The sequence below is a fragment of the Roseobacter sp. CCS2 genome (assembly GCF_000169435.1).
In the GTDB taxonomy this organism is placed as follows: domain Bacteria; phylum Pseudomonadota; class Alphaproteobacteria; order Rhodobacterales; family Rhodobacteraceae; genus Yoonia.
Window position 1 is genome coordinate 94,367 of the sequence record NZ_AAYB01000001.1, and the last position, 16,463, is coordinate 110,829.

Consider the following 16,463-nt stretch of genomic DNA (forward strand, 5'->3'; position numbering starts at 1 on the left):
TGCCGCAGACCAACGACACAAAGGAACAAAAGATATGATCGATTTCACAATGAGCACTGATGCAGACGGCGTTGCCACAATCGTCTGGGACACCGTCGGCAAATCCATGAACGTGATGAACCAGCAAGGCTTCCTTGATCTGGACGCGCTAGTGGATCAGGCCTTGGCCGATGATACCATCAAAGGTGTGATCATCACATCGGGTAAGGAAGGGTCATTTGCCGGTGGCATGGACCTGAATATCATCGCCAAGATGAAGGAAAGCGCGGGCGACGATCCTGCACGCGGTCTGTTCGAAGGCGTCATGAATATGCACGCGGTGCTGCGCAAGATCGAACGCGCTGGCATGGACCCCAAGACCAACAAAGGCGGCAAGCCGATTGCCTGCGCCCTGCCCGGCACAGCGCTTGGGATCGGTCTGGAAATTCCGCTGGCCTGTCATCGCATCTTTGCGGCGGACAATCCAAAGGCCAAGATCGGCCTGCCCGAAATCCTTGTTGGCATTTTCCCCGGTGCAGGCGGCACAACACGTCTGTCACGCAAGCTGGGTGCGATGGGGGCGTCTCCGCTCTTGCTCGAAGGCAAATTGAACGACCCCAAGAAAGCCAAGGCCGCTGGTGTTGTTGATGAGGTCGTCCCTGCGGACGAACTGCTGTCTGCTGCGAAAGCATGGGTTCTGTCAGAGCCTGCGATCGTCAAGCCATGGGATGAAAAGGGCTACAAAATGCCCGGTGGTGCACCGTACCATCCTGCGGGCTTTATGACGTTTGTGGGTGCCTCAGCGATGGTCAACGGCAAGACCCAAGGTGTTTACCCAGCGGCGAAAGCTCTGCTCTCTGCTGTTTATGAAGGCGCACTGGTGCCTTTTGATACAGCCATCAAAATCGAAGCGCGCTGGTTCACCAATGTCCTGATGAACCCTTCATCCTCGGCCATGATCCGCAGCCTTTTCATCAATAAAGAAGCTTTGGAAAAGGGCGCCAACCGCCCCGAGGCACCGGACCAGAAGGTCAAGAAGGTCGGCGTGATCGGCGCTGGCATGATGGGTGCGGGCATCTCGCTCGTATCAGCGCTGGCAGGCATCGAGGTTGTCCTGATCGACAGCACGCAAGAAGCGGCTGACAAAGGCAAATCATACACCACAGCGCATCTGGACAAAGGCATCGCCCGCAAAAAGGTCAGCCAAGAAAAGAAAGACGCCGTGTTGGGCCTGATCAACGCGACAACCGACTACGACGCGCTGAAAGGCTGCGATCTGATCGTTGAGGCGGTGTTCGAGGATGTGGGCGTCAAGGCCGATGTCACTGCCAAGGTGCAGGCCGTGACTGGCCCCGACTGCATCTTCGCCACCAACACCTCGACCCTGCCGATCACGGAACTGGCGAAGGCATCCGCCGATGCAGAGAAATTCATCGGCATCCACTTCTTCAGCCCTGTCGACAAGATGCTGCTGGTGGAGATCATCAAAGGCAAGGAAACCGGCGATGTGGCTGTGGCTAAAGCGCTGGACTATGTGCGCCAGATTAAAAAGACACCGATTGTTGTGAACGACGAACGCTTCTTCTACGCGAACCGCTGCATCATTCCTTACATCAACGAAGGTATTCGGATGGTGAAGGAAGGTGTGGAACCGGCCTTGATCGAGAACGCAGCCAAACTGGTCGGCATGCCGCTGGGCCCACTGCAACTGGTCGATGAAACCTCGGTCGATCTGGGCGTGAAGATCGCCAAAGCGACAAAGGCCGCGATGGGCGATGCCTACCCCGATGGCGAGGTCGACGAGGTCCTGTTCTGGATGTTCGACCAGGAACGCCTTGGCCGCAAATCCAACGCGGGCTTCTACAGCTACGACGAAAAGGGCAAGCGCGGTGGCCTTTGGGAAGGGCTTGCCGCCCAATACCCTGTAGCCGACGAACAACCAGATCTGATCACCGTACAGCACCGCCTGCTGTTCGCACAAACCCTCGAAGCGGTGCGCGCGCTGGAAGAAGGCGTGCTGGAAGACATCCGCGAAGGCGATGTGGGTGCGATCCTTGGCTGGGGCTTTGCACCTTGGTCCGGTGGTCCGTTCAGCTGGCTTGATATCATCGGCGCACCTTACGCGGCCGAGCGGTGCGATCAGTTGACCGCTGAGTTCGGCGACCGGTTCAAGACACCTGACTTGCTACGCGAAATGGCGGACAAAGGTCAGGATTTCTACAAGCGTTTCGGCACTGCCGCGAAAGCTGCCTAAGCCAACACGGCGCATCCCTGATCCGGGGGTGCGCCAAATCAACCGTCTCAAACACATATTTCCTTTAGTATGAAATACTTATGCGCCATAGCATATGCGGCGTGCCAATCACCGCGCTTACGGTACAAAAGTTAGCCCTACAGCTAACTGATTGCTGGACCGATATACCGCTTTTACGTTATGCCCGACGCAGCGCAATGACCCCACCGGACAGGATAATTAACGCCATGCCAAACAGGGCCAATGGCGTCACTGCCTGATCCCATAAATACCACGCCCATGCGCTGGCAAAAATCAGTAGCGAAAACTCAAACACCGCGACCGAGCTTGCCTCGCCCACCTGATAGCCGCGAAACAGGAACATGATCCCGATCAGCGTGCCCACTGCCTGCAAGGCAATCCAAAACAGCATGTCCGCATTCAAAGGCATCCATCCACGCGCTGCAAATCCATCGGCCCCGGCACCAACACCGGGCAAGATCAGACAACCAACCGCACCCATCAAGGCCAGCATAACAAAGAACCCTGCGGTCAACGCCAACGTCCCCTCACCTTCACACCACGATCGGGTGGCGACGGCCCCGATGGCATAAAACAAGCCTGCGACGATGGGTAAAAAGGCAATCAAATCTAAATCTGCCGGATTGGGCTGAATGACCATCAAGGCACCCGCAAAACCCAAAAAGATGGCGACGGCATGCAGGGGCGTGATGCGTTTGCCCTGAAAGACCGCAGCGATCAGCGCCACAAACAAAGGCGAGGTAAAGAAGCCCGCAACCACCAAACCGACCGGCAGAATGGCCAGACACCCAAAATAGATCAGCATGGCGATGCCTTGTACCGCACTGCGCGCAGCGACAGCCCAGAAGCGTTTGGGCCTGATGACACCGGCACCAATCATCGCAATCACGATCATGACAGCCAATGCAATGACACTGCGCAGCAGGTGGAATTGCCAAAGCGAACTATCTTCAGTGATGTACAGAATGAAGTTATCGCTCAGGCCCAATGTCGCCATACCAGCCAAAATGGACAAGGCCGCACGTGTGGGGGCAATCACTTGGGTCATAGAAATTTCTGCCTTTTTAATTCTGACTTTCAAAAACGGCCAACATTGCGCAATACTCAACCCTCAAAGCGGGAGGGCAACATGGGCTGGATGCGTGATGAAACGGGATTGGGCAAACGGGCGGCCAACTATGTGCCACTGACGCCGCTCTCTCACTTACAACGGGCAGCACTGATTTTTGCGGATCGAGAGGCGGTTGTCTACGGCAAAACCCGGCTGACTTATGCGAAATACTATCGCCGTGTGTCGCGACTGGCCTCTGCGCTGACCAAAGCAGGGATCAAACCGGGCGATGTGGTTGCAACAATACTGCCAAACGTACCCGCACAATCCGAAGCCGCCTTTGGCGTTCCCGCGTGTGGAGCAGTGCTGAACACGATCAACACCCGGCTGGATATCGACACGGTCGCCTATATCTTCGACCATGGCGAAGCAAAGGTCGCCTTGGTCGACAGTCAATTTCTGCCGCTTGCTATGGCGGCCATCGAATTGATGGAAGGGCCCGCCCCCCTGATCATCGAAGTTCCCGACGATCAGGCCGGCGTGCATGCGATGGCCGAACAACAAAACTACGAAGATTTTCTGGCAACCGGCGATCCAGAGTTTGCTTGGATCCTGCCAGAGGACGAATGGGAAAGCCTGGCACTCAACTATACCTCCGGCACCACCGGGCGACCCAAAGGCGTGGTCTATCACCATCGCGGCGCGTACCTGATGACCATGGGCACGCCAATCAGTTGGGAACTGCCGCTTTTTATGCGGTACTTGCAGATCGTGCCGCTGTTTCACTGCAACGGCTGGAACCACACGTGGATGATGCCTGCATTGGGCGGAACTGTGGTCTGCTGCCGCGATATCTCGGCCAAGGCGGTTTATGATGCGATCGGCGACGAAGGTGTTACACATTTTGGCGGCGCCCCGATCGTGCTGAACCTGATCGTCAACGCGAAGGACGAAGACCGGCGCGCATTCGATCACGTCGTTGAAGTGTTCACCGCTGGCGCGCCCCCTGCCCCCGCAACGCTAGCGGCGATTGGCAAGCTGGGTTTTAACGTCAAACAGGTCTACGGGCTGACGGAAACCTATGGGCATGTGACCGAATGTATCTGGGATAGCGATTGGGACAGCCTGCCAGAAGATGAACAGGCGGCGATCAAAGCACGCCAAGGCGTGGCATTTCCGATGATGGAAGATGTCACAGTCGTTGACACATACATGGGTCAAGTGCCCCGCGATGGCGCCACACAGGGCGAAATCGTGATGCGCGGAAATGCGGTCATGAAAGGCTACCTCAAAAACGCCGAAGCGACCGATAAGGCATTCGCAGGCGGGTACTTTCATTCCGAAGATCTTGCCATTCAGCATCAAGGCGGCTCCATCCAAATTTCGGACAGGGCGAAAGACATTATCATCTCGGGCGGCGAAAACATCAGTTCCGTCGAAGTCGAAGGCGCGCTGATGCACCACGCGGCGGTCAATCTTTGCGCGGTGGTGGCGCAACCTGACGACAAATGGGGCGAAGTGCCTTGTGCCTTTGTCGAACTGAAAGATGGCGCGACAGCGGATGAAGCAGAGATTATTGCCTTCACCCGCGAACGGCTTGCAGGATTTAAATGTCCTAAGAAAGTCGTGTTTCAGGAACTTCCCAAGACTTCGACTGGAAAGATTCAGAAGTTCGAACTAAGAAAACAAGCCAAGACATTCTAAGCCAAGCTCTGGATGCGCCGAAAGGTCAGGTCTGCCCACCAGCACCATTGACCGCGGGATGTTTCCAACATGACAATCCGCGTCGCCCGCGCTACCCTGACCAAAAAAAGGGGCAATCAGCAGATGACGGCACTTGACCGATACGTCCGGTTGGAAAGCGAAGCACTCTGGCGCGCAGAACCTGACGGGCAGCGGCGCGATGTGACCTTGTCTTTTGGGGATGCAACGCTTGTCATTTCTGATGGCAATGGGCGCCCGTTGACGCACTGGTCTTTGCCTGCATTGATCCGCCAAAACCCCGGCGAAGTTCCAGCAGTTTACGCCCCTGACGAAGACGCCAGCGAAATACTAGAAATCGCTGATACCACGATGGTTGAGGCCATTGAAGAAGTGCGCCAAGCCCTTGCCAAGGCACGCCCACATCCCGGAAAGCTGCGCTTTTGGCTGACTGGCGGGTTGATTGGCGTGACATTCGCACTTGCCATATTCTGGCTACCCGGTGCGCTGACCCGACAGACCCTTGCCGTTGTTCCCGCCCCGAAACGAGTCGAGATCGGGGTCGAGATGCTGGGCTATATGCAAAATCAAACCGGGGCGGTCTGCCAGTCTGAACAGGCGAACGCCGCTGCGATGCGCCTGTCCCAAAGACTCTTTGGGGCCCAGACGATCACACAGATTGTCGTTGTGCCGTCCTTACCGCAAGGCGCGATCTCACTACCCGGAGGGTTGATCCTGCTTGATTACGGCGTCTTGCAGATGTCTGACGATCCTGCAGCGGCTGCCGGGTTTATCCTTGCCAGTCGCGCGGCCGTTGTGGACGATGACCCGCTAGAGAACCTGTTGCAGCAAGAGGGGCTTGGCATCACCTTCCGTTTGCTGACAACCGGTGAAATCCCAGGCGACATTTTGCGCCGCAATGCGATTAACCTTCTTGAAAGCGATGCGCCAAAGCCTGACGCCGACATTTTACGCCGTGCGTTGGCCGCGTCTGAAATTCCTCAGGCACCGTACCTTGCTGCGGCTGATGCCCGTACAGGCAACATGCCTGATCTGGGTACAGACCCATTGCTTGAACGCAGCATTCCGCTGATCTTACCCGACAGCGACTGGGTCAGCCTGCAAAACATCTGCAATGTCTAGAATTTACTTGGTGCCAAACATCCGATCCCCAGCATCACCAAGCCCCGGCACAATATAGCCCTGTTCATTCAGATGACTGTCGATGGCTGCGGTGACAATCGGCACATCCGGGTGCGCCTCGCGCATGCGTGCGATCCCTTCGGGTGCTGCCAGCAGACACAGGAACCGTATATTCGTGGCACCTGCCTCTTTCAGCAGATCAATCGCGGCGACCGAAGAATTGCCTGTCGCCAGCATGGGATCCACGGCAATTACCAGACGGTCCTCCAACTCTGTCGGCACCTTGAAGTAATACTGCACCGGTTTCAGCGTCGCCTCATCCCGGTATAGCCCGACAAAACCTACACGCGCCGATGGGATCAGTTCCAGCACACCATCAAGCAGCCCATTGCCCGCACGCAAAATCGACACCAGCGCAAGCTTCTTGCCGTCGATGACAGGCGCATCCATCGGCTCTAACGGTGTATCAATCCGCTTGGTGGTCATTGGCAATCCGCGCGTGACCTCATAAGCCAGTAACTGGCTGATCTCGCGCAACAGCTGCCGGAACACGGCTGTGGAGGTATCGGTCTGCCGCATCAGTGTCAGCTTGTGTTGCACCAGCGGATGGGTGACGTGGGTGACATGATCGGTCATTGGGCAGTCTCCAGTCTTTTGGCCACGCGGGCCTTTGTGTCATCGTCGCAGAAAGCGGCTGCAAGGGCGGTTTTGTTCAGCGCTTTGAAATCATCTTCGCCCCAGCCAAAAGTCTTGTTCAGCATGTCGTATTCTGCGGTCATCGTTGTGTGAAAAAAGGGCGGATCGTCAGTAGATACCGTCACCTTGACCCCGGCATCGCGCAGTTTGGCGATCGGGTGACTGCCCCAACCATCAACCGCTTTCAGAACAACGTTCGAGCCTGGACAAACCTCTAGCACAAGATCGTTTTCCACGATTTGGTCAATCACGGCATGATCATCAATCGCCCCAATCCCATGTCCAATCCGGGCAACCTTCAAATGTCGGATCGTTTCGGCCACCATTGCAGCACCACCCCATTCGCCCGCATGACAGGTCAGCGGCATCCCGGCCTCGCGGGCCATATCAAAACTATAGGCATAATCCGCAGGGCGCCTGACCATTTCACCACCCGCCATGCCGTAGCCGGTGACGAAATCGCCAAAGGTTTCGGCGGCACATCTGGCGGCAGGTTTACAAGCCTCTGGTCCGAAATGGCGAATGCCCGTGACGATCCCTTTCAGCGTAATACCAAGTTTGTCTTCCGCCTCGCGCGCGGCGTCTTCTATTGCCGCAAGATAGTCTTTCCATGCAGCAAGATCACCGCCACCGCAGAAATCGGGCGACACGAAAGTCTCCATATAAACAACGCCATGTGCGGCGGTTTCTTCAAGCACGGCCATGGTCAGACGACGGAAATCATCAGGGCTTTGCAAAGTGGTGCAAGCGGCCTCGTATACTTTCAGAAAATGGTCGAAATCGCGAAAGGCATAGCCGCCGCCAGCATCGAATATCCCACTGATATCAATCTTCTTTTCATGGGCGAGCTGTTTGATAAAGGCAGGTGGCGCACAACCTTCAAGGTGTGTATGCAACTCGACTTTTGGCATCGTCTGAAAGGTCATAGAAAGCTCTTTCCTTGGCCCGCATAAGGTACATCCAAATGGGCGGCGACCGATGCTGCGACATCAACAAAGGCAATCTGCCCCAGCGACTTAGCACCCAATCCATGCACCAGAACAGGCACACGTTCGCGGGTATGATCGGTCCCGGCCCATGTCGGGTCATTGCCATGATCAGCGGTGACGATCAACAGGTCATCGGGGCGTAATTTGGGCAGTACCTTGGCCAATTCAGCATCAAACCATTCAAGGTGCTTGGCATAGCCTGCCGGGTCGCGACGATGCCCGTATTCGCTATCAAACTCGACCAGATTGGCGAACACAAACGACCCATCCGCAGCCGCATCAACCAGATCGTTGATGTGCCCCATGAGCGCCACATCACGCCCTTTGCGCAGATCATCTATGCCGCGCATTGAAAAGATGTCCCCGATCTTGCCGACGGCATAAACCATCCGACCCGCATCATGCACATAGTCGCAAATGGTTGGTGATGGCGGCGCGATGGCAAAATCCTTGCGGTTGGCAGTGCGGGTGAAATTGCCCACGTCACCAACAAAGGGGCGCGCAATCACCCGTCCGACCTTCATCTCGTGCAGGGTCGGCGCGAGGTCTTTGCAAAGCGTCATCAGACGGTCAAGCCCGAACACCTCTTCATGGGCCGCAATCTGCAGCACGCTATCGGCAGAGGTATAGCAAATCGGCCAACCGGACGTGACATGCGCCTCACCCTCTTCTTCAATCACTGTGGTGCCGGATGCATGGCGATTGCCCAATATGCCCTTTGTCCCAGCCAGTTTGCAGATCAGGTCAGTCACATCATCCGGGAACGCGGGGTCCGCGTCGGGAAAGGTATGCCAATCCCATGGTACGGGAACGCCGGCCAATTCCCAATGGCCTGACGGTGTATCCTTACCGCGCGAAATTTCGGTCGCAGCCCCCCAAGCGCCGCTGGGGTCGACACCCAAACCTATAGCAGCCTCGCCGCAGGCCAGCTTGACCGCAGCCCCCAATCCCAACGCGTCCAAAGTCAGCACATTAAGGCCCGCATCACGCGCAATATGGCCGATGGTATTCGCACCAGTATCCGGCAGGTCACCGTTAAAAAACTGATCGGCATCAGGTGCGCCACCAATACCGACACTGTCTATGACAATCACAAAAGCACGGGGCATCAGGTAATCCCTTCAATAACTAATGGGCCGGGTGTCACCGCATCGCCGATTGTGATCGCCGCTTGCACCGCCATCGCCGCTTCCATTGCGGCATCTTCATCCGCGGCATGCACAACACAAAGCGGGTCGCCGCGGGTCACAGACGCGCCCAGTTCAATCATGTCTGTAAAACCAACCGCCGGATTCACCCGATCCGTTTCAACCCGGCGTCCACCGCCCAAGCCAACAACAGCCAGGCCCAGCGCCTCGCCATCTATCGCAGCGATGTGGCCAGTTGCTGGGGCGGTCACCTCGCCCACCACAGGCGCTTTGGGCAAGTGGGTGTGCCAATCCTGCGCCATATCTGGCGGCCCACCCAAAGCGGCAATCATTTGGGCAAAGCGTTCCATCGCAGTGCCCGAACTGATCGTCGTCTTGACCTTCGCCACAGCAGCAGTCGCATCTTCGCCTTGCATCATTAAAAGCTGCGCACAAAGCCCAACTGTCAGATCATAAAGGCGCGGGGCCGCCTTCTGATCACCTGCCAAAACCTCCATGCAGATACCAACCTCAACCGCGTTGCCCAGCGCGGGCGCCAGCGGCTGGTTCATATCGCTGATCAGGGCAGCGGTCTTGCACCCCGCCCCATTGGCTGCATCAACCAGCGCGCGGGCCAGTGCACGCGCCTCATCAGGTGTTTTCATGAAGGCCCCAGAACCGCATTTGACATCCAAAATCAGGCTTTCCAATCCCGCTGCAAGTTTCTTGGACAGAATTGAAGCGGTGATCAGGTCAATGCTTTCCACCGTCGCGGTCACATCGCGGATCGCATAAAGACGGCGATCGGCGGGGGCAATCTGGCCTGTGGCACTGACAATGGCACAGCCAACCTCGCGGGTGATCAAACGCAATTGTTTTTCGGTGACGTTGATATTCAACCCGGGAATAGCCTCCAACTTATCGAGCGTACCCCCGGTGTGGCCCAGCCCGCGCCCCGAAATCATCGGCACATAGGCACCGCAAGCGGCAAGCACAGGGGCCAAGATCAGCGACACACAATCGCCCACACCACCAGTCGAATGCTTATCAATCACCGGGCCGGGCAGATCCCAGCGCATCACATCGCCACTGTCGCGCATACCTTGTGTCAGCGCCACGCGCCCTTCATCTGTCAGCCCGTTCAGCACCACCGCCATTGCAAAAGCTCCGGCTTGCGCATCGCTGACGGCACCAGAGGCCAGACCTTGGGCAAACCATGCCAGTTCTTCTTGGCTTGGGGTCTGCTTGCCCCGGACCTTAACGATGATGGCACGTGCGTCCATGTCAGACGCGGCTCATATAATCAGCGTCAAAGCTGCCGGGCAACAGTGCCGCGACGGTCGTTTCGTGGACAACGCCATCCGTGGTGGCAAGCGTCACTTTCACGTCTCCTTGCGCGAATTCTGCTATTTTCTGACGACACCCGCCACAGGGGCTGACCGGTTTGGGACTGTCTGCGATGACCGCGATCTCAGCAATCGTTGTATCCCCGCCCGCAACCATCGCTGCAATGGCGCCAGCCTCGGCACAGGTTCCTTCGGGATAGGCGACGTTTTCGACGTTGCAGCCTGTATAAACGGTGCCCGACGCCGTCTTAAGCGCGGCACCAACTTTGAACTTCGAATAAGGCGCATAAGCGTTTTCGCGCACCGCACGGGCAGATTCTATCAATGACATTTGCGCCTCCGTTCTTTCGGACAGATTGTGCCCTGACGCGGCGCGATGCAAGCGCAAGATGGAACCTTCGACCGGTCGGGGCGTTGGCCATGTATCGACGCAAAAGGAGTATTCTGATGCCTACGAAACCAATCGTTGTCGCTGATGAGATGTTGCCAGACGACGCGCATGATGCAGACGCCCCGATGACTGCACAGCAAGCGGACATACTGCGCGCGCTTTGTGAAAGCGCAGGCGAACCCTTTGATGGTGGTTTGACGCAAGCTGCGGCTCATGAACGCATTGAACTGCTGCGGGAACAGGTCAACGACGCGCAAAACCTTTAACTGGTGGAAAAATCGCCCGGCAGTGCGACTTCAAGCAGTTCCAGATCGTCCGACGGATCAGCATAGCGCGTTTGCATCCCCGGCGGGATCACAAAAGCATCACCGGGGGCAAGCTGATATGGTTCTTTGCCTTCACCTTCCAGTGTCATGGTTCCCTCCATCACAAAAGTGAAATGGATATCCGCATCATGACGCGACCAAGCAGGGTCACCTTGCCCTTTGCGGATCACGTTCACACCAGCAACGTCTTTTGTGTTGGCTGAAATGGTCGTATCGCGCGCCACAAAACCGGGTATACGGGCGGCCTGCCAATCAGCTTTGGACCCTTCGTTGAACACAAACTTCTGTCCCTGCCATTGGCGGTCCGGCCGCAGGTGCGGCGTTGGCAGTTCCATAGCGTGATCAATTTCGGTGATGTGTTCAGCCGGCACACCAATCTCAATCACTTCAATACCATCTGACGCCTCAAGCACCCGATGCCTGATCTCTGGCGGTTGGATAAAGCAATCACCAGCAGTCAGCCGGATTGGCGGCCCTTGGTCTTCGTACACAACATCAACCCAACCACGATAGCAAAAGATCAGCTGAAATCCGACCTTATGGAAATGCACCATATCAGGGACCGGGCCGCCATCAGGAATACGGATGTGGCTGGCAATAATTGACCCGCCCAAACGGCTGGGGATCAAATCGCGGTACTGCATGCCTGCCCGGCCTATAACCCAAGGCGCCTGATCGGCCAACCTGCGGACCACAAAGGCATGGTCGGTTTCTGGCAACTCCAACGGTGGGTTCAACGGCAACACCTCAACCCGCGTACCGCCCGGTGATGTCAATGCGGTTGCGCCACTTGCAAACGCAGGATTATCCGTCAAAATCCGCAAGCCGGGGTTTTGCCCGACGCGCTGATCCAACCGCACACGTATTCCATGACCGGAATAAACCGCGACTGAAGGATCGTCAGCGGGATAAATCATATCCAGTCGCATCCCCAAGGTGCCGCCGAAAAACCCAAGGTCCGCACGCAGATCAGTCGTACTCAGGCAAACCTCGGCGCGGATTTCATGTGTGTCTGTCATATTTTGCACCCTGTCCTTGCAGTGAATTATTTGCAAGAGTGGGCGCATCGCGATTGACCCCGCGACGCAGTTTCCCTAAGGGAAAGAAAATGGTTTAATATTAAACCATATTGGGAGGACGCAATGCCAGACGATGCAAAAGACAGCCTGAGAGAAGCTGCACTTCACTATCATAAGTTCCCCAAACCCGGAAAACTCGAAATCCGTGCGACAAAGCCATTGGCAACAGGCCGCGACCTTGCGCGGGCCTATTCCCCCGGTGTCGCCGAAGCCTGCACCGAAATTAAAGACAATCCCGACACCGCCCGCGACTATACCTCGCGCGGCAATCTGGTGGCGGTTGTGACCAACGGCACCGCCGTGCTGGGCCTTGGTAATATCGGCGCGCTGGCGTCCAAGCCGGTGATGGAAGGTAAGGCCGTTCTTTTCAAAAAATTCGCCAACATTGACTGTTTTGACATCGAGTTGAACGAACCGGATCCAGAAAAATTGGCCGATATTGTCTGCGCGATGGAACCGACCTTTGGCGCGATCAATCTGGAAGATATCAAAGCGCCCGACTGTTTCATCGTGGAAAAGCTCTGTCGTGAGCGGATGAACATCCCTGTGTTTCACGACGATCAACATGGCACTGCCATTGTCGTGGGGGCGGCGGCAACCAACGCCCTGCGTATCGCGGGCAAGACATTCGAGGATATCAAAATCGTCAGCACAGGCGGTGGTGCAGCTGGCATCGCTTGCCTGAACATGTTGCTGAAGCTCGGCGTGAAACGCGAAAACGTTTATCTTTGCGATATTGAGGGGCTTGTCTACGAAGGTCGCGAGACAGACATGACGCCGCAAAAGGCAGAATACGCGCAAGGCAAGACAGCGGCCACGCTGGATGATGTCATCGCTGACGCCGACCTTTTTCTGGGGCTCTCTGGTCCGAACATCCTCAAACCCGCTATGGTCAAGAAAATGGCCGACCGCCCCATCATTTTTGCACTGGCCAACCCAAACCCAGAGATCAGCCCTGACGATGCACGCGCCGCCAACCCTGATGCGATTATCGCGACAGGCCGCAGCGATTTTCCCAATCAGGTCAACAACGTCCTTTGCTTCCCCTTCATTTTCCGTGGCGCGCTTGATGTTGGCGCAACCGAAATCAACGACGACATGAAAATCGCTTGTGTCGAAGGCATCGCTGCCCTTGCCCGTGCGACAACCAGCGCAGAAGCTGCCGCTGCCTACAAAGGTGAACAACTTACCTTCGGGGCGGATTATCTGATCCCGAAACCTTTTGATCCCCGCTTGATGGGTGTTGTCGCCAGCGCTGTCGCAGGGGCCGCGATCAAAACAGGCGTCGCAACGCGACCCGTCGCCGACATGAACCTGTACAAAGCCAACCTTGACGGCTCTGTCTTCAAATCCGCCATGATCATGCGACCGGTGTTCGACGCCGCCCGCACTGCCACCCGCCGCATCGTCTTTGCTGAAGGCGAAGATGAACGTGTGTTGCGCGCTAGCCAAGCCATCATGGAAGAAACCACCGATACGCCGATCCTGATCGGTCGCCCCGAGGTGATTGAAAGGCGCTGCGAACGGGCGGGTCTGAAAATCCGGCCGGGCGTCGATTTCAGCATCGTAAATCCCGAAAACGACCCTCGCTACCGCGATTACTGGGGCACCTATCATGATCTGATGGCACGCAAGGGCGTGACCCCTGATCTTGCCAAGGCAATCATGCGCACCAACACCACGGCGATTGCATCTGTCATGGTGCAGCGCGGCGAAGCGGACAGTATGATCTGCGGCACCTTTGGTCAGTATCTTTGGCATTTAAAGTATGTCTGCGAAATTCTTGGCACCGATGATTTCCATCCTATCGCAGGCTTGTCATTGATGATCCTCGAAGACGGCCCCTTGTTTGTTGCTGATACCCAGGTTCACCCAGAACCAACGCCGCAACAAATTGCCGAAACGGTGATCGGTGCCGCGCGACACGTGCGGCGTTTCGGGGTCGATCCCAAAATCGCGCTTTGCTCGCATAGCCAGTTCGGGAATTTGGATAGCGACAGCGGGCGACGCATGCGCAAGGCAATGGAAATTCTTGATAGTGCAAAGCGCGATTTTGAATACGAAGGCGAAATGCATGTCGATGCAGCGCTTGATGTTGAACTGCGCAACCGCGTCTTTCCTGCCGCCCACCTGCCCGGTGCGGCCAACACGCTGGTCTTTGCCAACACCGATGCAGCCTCTGGCGTGCGCAACATCTTGAAAATGAAAGGTGGCGGGCTGGAGGTTGGCCCGATCCTGATGGGCATGGGGAACCGCTGCCATATCGTGACGCCGTCGATTACTGCTCGCGGCTTGCTCAACATGTCAGCCGTGGCTGGCACGCCGGTCGCCCATTACGGGTAGTTAAGTTTTTGACATCGGCCGCGCTTGTTTGCGTGGCTCTGCTTGCCCTGTCGTAACACCATGCTTAACAATCCCTGCAGTAGGTTTGGGAGGACGACATGGGATATGCTGACGTTTATGGCGCGTGGAAAAACGATCCAGAAGGTTTCTGGATGGATCAGGCCAAGTCAATCGACTGGGTCACCTCGCCAACCAAGGCCCTTGATGACAGCAAGGCCCCGCTTTACCGCTGGTTTACCGATGCCGAGGTGAACACCTGTTACAACGCGGTCGACCGTCACGTTGAAAATGGGCGCGGCGATCAAGCCGCCATCATTTATGACAGCCCCGTTACTGATACCAAACGCACAATCACTTATGCCGAATTGCAAACCCGTGTCGCCTCGCTCGCCGGTGCGCTGCGCGCTAAAGGCGTCGAAAAAGGTGACCGCGTCATCATCTACATGCCGATGATCCCCGAAGCCTTGGAAGCGATGCTGGCCTGCGCCCGCCTCGGTGCCATCCACTCGGTCGTGTTCGGTGGGTTCGCCGCCAATGAGTTGGCCGTCCGGATCGACGACGCGACACCCAAAGCAATCATTGCAGGCTCTTGCGGGATCGAGCCGGGGCGGGTTGTGCATTATAAGCCGCTGTTGGATGGCGCGATTGAAATGGCGACACATAAACCTGACTTCACCGTGATCTTTCAACGCGAACAAGAAGTGGCCGCCCTCATCGAAGGCCGCGACTACGATTGGCACGCATTTCAAGCCGGCGTAACTCCCGCCGAATGTGTCCCCGTCAAAGGCGACCACCCGGCGTACATCCTTTACACATCTGGCACGACAGGGGCGCCCAAAGGCGTTGTCCGCCCAACGGCGGGTCATCTTGTGGCGCTGAATTGGACCATGAAAGCGATCTACGACGTCAATCCGGGCGAGGTTTTCTGGGCCGCCTCCGACGTGGGCTGGGTCGTGGGCCATTCCTATATTTGCTACGCGCCTCTGATCCACGGCAACACAACCGTCGTTTTCGAAGGCAAGCCCATCGGCACACCTGATGCAGGCACCTTCTGGCGGGTCATTGAAGAACATAACGTCAAATCCTTCTTCACCGCCCCCACCGCCTTTCGCGCCATCAAACGCGAGGACCCGCAAGGCGAGATGATCAAGAACTACGACATCTCAGGCCTGCGCGCGCTGTACCTTGCAGGCGAACGCGCCGACCCTGACACCATCGAATGGGCGCAGCGCGTGATGAACGTGCCCGTCTACGACCACTGGTGGCAGACCGAAACCGGCTACACCATCGCAGGCAATCCAGCAGGGATCGAGGCGCTGCCTGTCAAAATCGGCTCGCCCACCGTGGCGATGCCCGGCTATGACGTGCAAATCCTTGATGAAGCAGGGCACGAAATGAAACCGGGTGAGTTGGGCGCCATCGCGGTCAAACTCCCCCTGCCGCCCGGCACCTTGCCCACGCTATGGAATGCCGAGGACCGGTTTATCAAATCCTACCTCAACACCTTCCCCGGCTACTATGAAACGGGTGATGCCGGGATGATCGACGAAGACGGCTATCTTTATATCATGGCGCGCACCGATGATGTGATCAACGTGGCCGGGCACCGGCTTTCGACAGGTGCAATGGAAGAAGTCCTCGCCGGGCACCCGGATGTGGGCGAATGCGCGGTCATCGGCGTCACAGATGAACTGAAAGGGCAACTGCCTATGGGATTCGTCTGCCTGAACAAAGGCTGCGACCGCCCGCATGAGGAGATTGGAAAAGAGATCGTCACCTCTGTGCGCCAGACAATTGGGCCGGTGGCCGCCTTTAAGATGGTCGCGGTGGTGGACCGATTGCCGAAAACACGCTCTGGCAAGATCCTGCGCGCCACGATGGTGAAAATTGCAGATGGGCAGGACTTTAAGATGCCCGCGACCATTGATGATCCTGCTATTCTGGATGAAATCAAAGTAGCGCTGATACCCTTGGGATATGCGCAGTGATAACCGCCAACGCGGCATAGAAATCGCAG

Annotated in this window: 13 protein-coding genes; 6 read left to right on the top strand and 7 right to left on the bottom strand. The window is 56.8% G+C overall.

Annotation, left to right across the window (positions count from 1 at the left end; genetic code table 11):
- Nucleotides 1-34 precede the first annotated feature (34 nt).
- A complete protein-coding gene (locus tag RCCS2_RS00530; RefSeq protein WP_037292949.1) occupies nt 35-2,233 on the top strand; it encodes a 3-hydroxyacyl-CoA dehydrogenase NAD-binding domain-containing protein in 2,199 nt (732 codons plus the stop codon).
- Between the two features lie 178 nt (nt 2,234-2,411).
- Here RCCS2_RS00530 and RCCS2_RS00535 read toward each other — a convergent pair whose 3' ends face one another.
- The gene (locus RCCS2_RS00535) at nt 2,412-3,302 is read right to left on the bottom strand and encodes a DMT family transporter (RefSeq protein WP_008230501.1); all 891 of its coding nucleotides are present in this window, start codon (nt 3,300-3,302) and stop codon (nt 2,412-2,414) included.
- Between the two features lie 81 nt (nt 3,303-3,383).
- On the opposite strand from RCCS2_RS00535, the gene RCCS2_RS00540 reads away from it, so the two are divergent.
- Nucleotides 3,384-5,009, top strand: a complete 1,626-nt coding sequence (locus RCCS2_RS00540; RefSeq protein ID WP_008230503.1) for an AMP-binding protein — start codon at nt 3,384-3,386, stop codon at nt 5,007-5,009.
- Nucleotides 5,010-5,132: 123 nt separating this feature from the next.
- Nucleotides 5,133-6,149 (top strand): hypothetical protein, encoded by a 1,017-nt coding sequence (locus RCCS2_RS00545; protein ID WP_037293310.1) that lies wholly within the window; start codon nt 5,133-5,135, stop codon nt 6,147-6,149.
- A gap of 3 nt (nt 6,150-6,152) precedes the next feature.
- On the opposite strand, the gene upp is transcribed toward RCCS2_RS00545, so the two are convergent.
- From upp to RCCS2_RS00570, 5 genes are read right to left on the bottom strand one after another with little or no spacing between them, the layout of a single operon-like run.
- The gene (gene upp, locus RCCS2_RS00550; protein WP_008230507.1) at nt 6,153-6,785 is read right to left on the bottom strand and encodes a uracil phosphoribosyltransferase; all 633 of its coding nucleotides are present in this window, start codon (nt 6,783-6,785) and stop codon (nt 6,153-6,155) included.
- Nucleotides 6,782-7,771, bottom strand: coding sequence for an adenosine deaminase (locus tag RCCS2_RS00555; RefSeq protein WP_008230512.1), 990 nt, complete (start codon nt 7,769-7,771; stop codon nt 6,782-6,784). Before RCCS2_RS00555 ends, upp begins: the two co-directional genes overlap by 4 nt.
- On the bottom strand, nt 7,768-8,943 hold the full coding sequence (locus RCCS2_RS00560) for a phosphopentomutase (RefSeq protein ID WP_008230514.1): 1,176 nt from the start codon (nt 8,941-8,943) through the stop codon (nt 7,768-7,770). Before RCCS2_RS00560 ends, RCCS2_RS00555 begins: the two co-directional genes overlap by 4 nt.
- Nucleotides 8,943-10,244 (bottom strand): thymidine phosphorylase, encoded by a 1,302-nt coding sequence (locus tag RCCS2_RS00565; RefSeq protein WP_008230515.1) that lies wholly within the window; start codon nt 10,242-10,244, stop codon nt 8,943-8,945. Before RCCS2_RS00565 ends, RCCS2_RS00560 begins: the two co-directional genes overlap by 1 nt.
- A 1-nt stretch (nt 10,245) precedes the next feature.
- A complete protein-coding gene (locus RCCS2_RS00570; protein WP_269571744.1) occupies nt 10,246-10,662 on the bottom strand; it encodes a cytidine deaminase in 417 nt (138 codons plus the stop codon).
- 92 nt (nt 10,663-10,754) lie between these two features.
- Here RCCS2_RS00570 and RCCS2_RS00575 point away from each other — a divergent pair, with 92 nt between their 5' ends.
- On the top strand, nt 10,755-10,964 hold the full coding sequence (locus RCCS2_RS00575) for a DUF3072 domain-containing protein (protein ID WP_008230517.1): 210 nt from the start codon (nt 10,755-10,757) through the stop codon (nt 10,962-10,964).
- Here RCCS2_RS00575 and RCCS2_RS00580 read toward each other — a convergent pair.
- Entirely contained in the window at nt 10,961-12,043 is a 1,083-nt protein-coding gene (locus tag RCCS2_RS00580; protein ID WP_008230518.1) for a cupin domain-containing protein, read from the bottom strand. The genes RCCS2_RS00575 and RCCS2_RS00580 overlap by 4 nt on opposite strands.
- A 123-nt stretch (nt 12,044-12,166) precedes the next feature.
- Between RCCS2_RS00580 and RCCS2_RS00585 the strand changes: the two genes are divergently transcribed.
- On the top strand, nt 12,167-14,446 hold the full coding sequence (locus RCCS2_RS00585; RefSeq protein ID WP_008230519.1) for an NADP-dependent malic enzyme: 2,280 nt from the start codon (nt 12,167-12,169) through the stop codon (nt 14,444-14,446).
- 98 nt (nt 14,447-14,544) lie between these two features.
- Nucleotides 14,545-16,434, top strand: coding sequence for a propionate-CoA ligase PrpE (gene prpE / locus RCCS2_RS00590; RefSeq protein ID WP_008230520.1), 1,890 nt, complete (start codon nt 14,545-14,547; stop codon nt 16,432-16,434).
- Nucleotides 16,435-16,463: the final 29 nt, after the last annotated feature.